This window comes from Mailhella sp. (assembly GCF_057866825.1).
In genome coordinates, this window is record NZ_DBMAHT010000126.1 from 1 (window position 1) to 5,539 (window position 5,539).

Here is a 5,539-nt window from a genome sequence, read left to right on the forward strand (position 1 = left end):
GGAAAAGGCGCGGCGCTGAGCGGCACAAAGGCGGCGGGAGCGCGCAAAGCGGGGGGAGTGGAACTGGTGGCGGGGCCTGCTTCCGGCGCGGGAGTGAGGCAGGGGAAAGAGGCGCAGGCGGGCAGAAACGGCGTCGGGAAAGCGCGGATGCGGGGCGTCAGGCCGCAGGGCGCATTCTTGCAGAAGCGAGCATCGGCAAAAAGGCCTTATGTTCCGCAGAGATGGAACTTTCCTGCGCAGCAGGGGGACAACCCGGCAGCCGGGCCCTGTGCCGCTTTGCAGCGCGGCCATGATTTTGTGAAAGCGCGTCGCCCGGAGAAAAATTTCCTGCATGTTTTTTGAGAAGGCGCGGAATGTGTGTTTGTTGTGCGGCGCTTTTCGCCCTGAGATCGACTTTTGTTTTGGAAGAGATCTGTTGAATATTTTTTCATACGATTCATTATGTTTTTCACAAGCCAAGGAGCAAGGCCGGTATCGACCGTCGCGCGTTGAAATAAGGAGTCGATATCCGGGGAAAAACAGAATATTGCAGAAAAAAATCGTCTGATTCCACTGCTTCGGCGATGGAGGGAACAACGTTTACAAAGCGCGGAGGTTCAAGCTATACCGAGCGGAGAAAAACGGCGAGGGATGTCATGAATCATCAGATCATTATGCTGGTTGTTTCCGGAGCGACGGTAGGCTGCATTTTCAAGTTCTTCCACATTCCCGGCGGCTGCATGCTCGGCGCCGTCGTAGGAAGCATGGCCGTGAAGCTGCTGGGGCTGGCCGACATTCAGATGCCGTCCCTGTTCTACAATGCGGCGCAGCTCGGCATAGGCATATGCGTGGGCTCCATGCTCTCGCTGGACATGCTGGCCAGCATGAAGGATCAGATTCCCGTCATGATACTCAGCACCTGCATTCTGCTCGCAGCCGGACTCGGCGCGGCCTTTGTGGTGCGTCACATGACGGATATCGACGTCATCGGCTCCATTCTGGCCACGTCGCCGGGCGGCCTCAACGCGGTCATCGGTCTGGCGGACGCCAACGAAAACCTGCCCAAGATCATGGCGTTTCAGATGACGCGTCTGTACGTGGTCATTCTGCTGGTGCCGGTGTTCTGCTGGTGCATGAAGTTCTTTTTCCACAAGTAGCGAGGCTCTTGCCTGCGGCAAGGCGCGCGGGGCGGAAACGTCCGGCAGGCCGCTGAAACGTCGAGCCTGCCCGCGAAGGCGGCACGGAATGGCGGTTGCCGTGAGGAAGAAATCCGCGCGGCCCGGGCGGCAGGCCGTGCGGCCCGCCGGGAATCGGCGTGTCTGAGCTGTGCATGAATTTGCTGCGCGAAGGGCGCAAAAATGTCCGTGATCCCGGAATGGGACCACGGACATTTTTTTATCGGGCGGCGTTGCCGGCGCGCCGCGGAAAGGCAGGGAAATCAGCGGCGAGGCCCTCTCGGAAAGCCTATGCCCGGACGAGCGCCGGTCGGTCTTGCCGGCATGGGCCGGGAGACGCCGCCGGAAGGACGCATGATCGGGGGACGCGCCCCTCCGCCTGCCGGACGAAGCGCGGGCGGGCGCTGCCCTCCGGCGGGTCTGGCCATGGGCGGGCGCACTCCGGGAGCGCCGGGGCGCATCATCGGAGGCCTGGGAGGTCTGCCTGCGCCCGGCCGCATGACGGGCGGCCGTGTTCCCGGAGTTCCGGGGCGCATCATGGGCGGCCTGGGGCCGGGGCTGCCCGGGCCGACAATGGGAGGTCTGGGACCGGGCACGCCGGGATGCAGTCCTGGCGGTCTTGTACCGGGGGGTCTTATTCCGGGAGGCGGAGGCCTGTGCCCGGGAGCAACCATGCCCGGAGCCGGGGGCCTGTGCGGAGGGGGCGGGGGAAGCACGCCGTGTGGCCTCGGCGGAGGCGGGGAAACGATGACGGGCGGCGGCAGCACGGGAAAGATCAGCGACGTGCCGTAGTAGCCCGGCGCGACGTATCCGCCTGTGCCGACGCTGACGCTGCCGCCATACACGCCGCCGGATCCTACGGCCACGCTGCCGGCCACGTCCGGCCCGTAGGGGTCGTAGGCGCATCCGGAAAGACTGAGAACCATCAGGGCGACAAGAAGCCTGCGCTTCATGGAAAGTCTCCTTAGAGCGGTTTTCGCTTGAACGTTCCGTCGGCAGGATGCGCCGTGAGCAAGGCGCGGCGCGCCTGAATCGGGAGCATCCGATCCGGCGGGGAGGGCGGGGCGTCGGAGACGCCGGACGCGGCGCCCTCAGGGAAGAAAGGGCGGATGTCTGAGATGCGCCTGAGATGCGTTTGAAGACGGCGGACGCCTCAGGGTTTCGTCCGGCTGCGCGGGCGCGAACGGCGGGGAGGCCGGTCTTTTGCGGGCAACGGCGCGCGACAGGATTTTCCTTTCTTCTCAGTAAGAAATAATAGACATTTTGCGGGAAAAGACAAGTTTCCTTTTCTTGCGCAGACTGTCGTATTCTTGCAGGTCCGGCGGGGCGCAGAGAGAAGAATCTGGGCGACGCGGCGGGAGCGGAACGGAAGAGCGGCGCAACAAGGCAGGGGCAGGCCGGAGCGCATCGGTGCCGGTGGAAAAGACGACGGATCGACCGGGGAAGGGCGCGGCCGGGGAAAAGGATCAACGCGCGGCGGATGCGCCGGGGATGGCAGGAGATGACGCCGGCTCGGTGAAGGGAGGGCAGTGCAGCCTCGCGAGCGGGGAGCGCGGGGGAACAGCCCTGACGGGCGGATCGCAGCGACGAACCTCAACGGCGAATCGCGGCCGGAAATCGCCGCGGAAGATCACAGGGGAGCCGGGGCGGCGAGCAGAGGAAGGTGACTTTCGGGAAAGGGTGCGGAGCGGGATAAACGACGAGGCCCGCGGCCGGAGATTCGGCGGCGCAGGCCTCGGCAGGAAAGCAAGTTGACGCGCTAATTTCTGGCGGCCAGCGCCTCGCGGATGCGGCACACGCCGCACACTTCGGTGGAGGTGGGATAGCCGCAGCGGGCGCAGGGCGCGAGCGTCTGCCCGTGTTCCTCTTCCTGGCTTTGGAAGGCGGGCTTTCCGCGTTCCAGAAAACCGTGATAGAAATCCATTTTCCGGCCGGGCATTTTTTCTTCCAGGTCTATCCACAGGCTTTTCAGCGTGGAGAAGCTCGCGCCTTCGCTGTAGGGGCAGGGCGCGTAGTGGTTTTCTATGCCCATGAGAAAGGCGTAGTTGGCCGTTTCAAATTCGGTGAGACGCCAGAACGGCTTGACCTTCCGGGTGAAGCCGTCGGAATCCTTGAGCAGCGGCCCCTGATCGCTGAGATAGGCGCGGTCCCAGCGCAGGGTGTTGCTGGTGAGCCTTGCCACTTCGTCGTCGAGGTTGTGGCCGGTGGCCAGCACGTTGAAGCCGCCTTCGCGCGCGGTCTGATTGAAGTAGTAGCGCTTGATCTTGCCGCAGGCGGAACACACGGGGCGGCGCAGCGCGGCCTTCACGTCGGGAATGGCGAGGCCTTCGGCGGCCATCTCGCGGACGATGAGCGGAAAGTCGTATTTTTTGCAGAAGCGTTCCACCACGCCGCGCGCCGCGGGCGAGGAACCCGGAATGCCGAGATCGATGTGCAGCGCGGTGACGTTGTAGCCCTGACGGCCGAGTTCAAGCATGAGGGCGAGCGAGTCCTTGCCGCCGGAAAGCGCCACGAGCACGCGGTCGTCTTTGGTCATGAGTCCCTGTTCCCGAATGCCTCTGTCCACCTGTTTGGAGAAGAAGTCCAGGAAGCAGTCGGGGCAGAAGGCGGTGTTGTGACTGGGAAGAGAGACTACGGCGCGTGCATGGCAGCGGCGGCATTTCATGGAAAAACCTCGTGAATGATGGCGATGTTTCTGATGTCGGGGAGGCGCGGGGCGCACTTCACAGGAACAGAGGAATACGCTAAAATGAGCCGTGTGTAAATTTGCAATATCCTCAGCTGCCCGGGCGCTTTCCGGGCAAGACGGAGTGCCTCTCCCATGGCTTCATCATCCCGTTCGTTCCGCAAAATAGCTGCGTGTGTTCTGGTTCTGTGCTGTCTTGGCGGCGCTGCATGGTATTTTCTGCCGGAGAAGGTGGAATCGACCGTGGAATCCGCCAGAAACGCAGTTCGGAATCTGACCGGAAAAACGACGGAAAAAACCGACGAGGCCGGAACGCCTGCCGACGTTTCCTCCGCCTCTTCTGCCGCCGGAGAAGAAAACACGCCCCGGCAGGTGGGAGCCGCGCTGACGACAGAGGGACGTCCCGAGCCTGTGGATCCGCAGGCCGAGCTTCTGGCCAGAGTGGACCGCGCCATGACCTCGAACGGCGCAGCCGCGCCCGACGGCGACAGCGCGTCCGGCAAGGTGACGGATCAGGCTCCCGCGCCTGCGGCCGAACATCGGGATTCCGTGGTGACGCCCCGCTTCGTGAGTGACATGGCGGGCTGGCTGGCGTCGAAGTACATTCCTTCGCATCATGAGGGACGCGGGGGCCGCAGTGCGGTCACCCTCGTGCAGGCAAACGCGAGATACAGCAATTCCGGCACGCTGCGCAGCGTGGAGCGCGATCCGCTGAAAAGCCGCTCCAGCATTCTGAACTACGTGTTCACGCCCGGCATGCTGGAAGCGCTTTATCGCATGTATTCGCCTGCCTTCATCGAGGAAATGGAGCGTTCCGCCCGTGCATCGCGGAAAACTCCGCTGACCGACGCGCAGGTGGCGGACATGTTCGAGGTGTACGCCGAAAAGTTCCGTCGTCTCGCCGTTTCTCTGGATGCTTCGGCTGCGGTCGATCTGCCCGCGCTTTCTGCGGCCATTCTCCGGGAAGCCGGGCACGAAAGCGATGCCAATGAGAGCTTTGCCCGGGCCTACATGGCGCTGTCCCTGGCCCGCGAGCACGGCGACAGGGACGAAATCGCCATACAGAGCCGCCGCATGGCCGAAAGCACCCGCGTGGCGGGCATGTACGCCGACAGGCAGGAGCGCGCCAGAAACGACATGGTGTACGCCATCCGCCGCAAGGCCGAGGGACAGGCGCTGTCTTCTGCCGAGCTGCTGTTCCTCGGAGAATGGCTGAGCCGCCGTCGCTGCTCCGTGGAGTCCATGCAGACCGCCGCAAACGTGTGCCGCCGCATGGCCGAACAGATGACCCGCCGCGCAGACGACATTCTTCATCATCGCGAAAGCGACATGAGCGCCCCGGCGCCGTCCGAAGCCGGGAAGAGCGCCGGAACAGGAGCGGAAAACACAGGCGCTCCGAAGTCTTCCGCCGCCGGGAACACTTCTTCAACCTCCGCGCCGGAATCGGCGAGCCCTGCGCCCGCCGTTGAGCCTGCTTCCGCCGGAAAGGCCGCCGAAGCAGGGAAGAGCAACGATGCGCCTTCTTCTGCCCCTTCCGTCGCAGGGAAGTCGCCCGCCGGAAAGCCGTCGTTTCCCGAAGTGTCCGGCCGTTTGAACCGGAACGCGCCTGCGCCCGCCAGCTCGAAGGCTCCCGCCGCGGAGAATACTTCTTCGCCCGCTGCGCCGGAAAAAGCTCCCGTTGCCGAGCAGCCCGCGGCTG

4 protein-coding genes are annotated in these 5,539 nt (G+C 64.0%); 3 read left to right on the forward strand and 1 reads right to left on the reverse strand.

Annotated features, from left to right (window positions below):
- On the forward strand, positions 1 to 342 hold a 342-nt coding region (locus tag ACZM96_RS09210; protein ID WP_489488695.1), incomplete at its 5' end, for a hypothetical protein.
- Positions 343 to 635: 293 nt separating this feature from the next.
- Entirely contained in the window at positions 636 to 1,136 is a 501-nt protein-coding gene (locus ACZM96_RS09215; protein ID WP_489488697.1) for an AbrB family transcriptional regulator, read from the forward strand.
- Between the two features lie 1,777 nt (positions 1,137 to 2,913).
- Here the strand turns inward: ACZM96_RS09215 and ACZM96_RS09220 are convergent.
- Positions 2,914 to 3,819 (reverse strand): TIGR00269 family protein, encoded by a 906-nt coding sequence (locus ACZM96_RS09220; protein WP_489488698.1) that lies wholly within the window; start codon positions 3,817 to 3,819, stop codon positions 2,914 to 2,916.
- Positions 3,820 to 3,975: 156 nt separating this feature from the next.
- Here ACZM96_RS09220 and ACZM96_RS09225 point away from each other — a divergent pair.
- The coding region (locus ACZM96_RS09225) for a hypothetical protein (protein WP_489488699.1) at positions 3,976 to 5,539 on the forward strand (1,564 nt) is incomplete at its 3' end.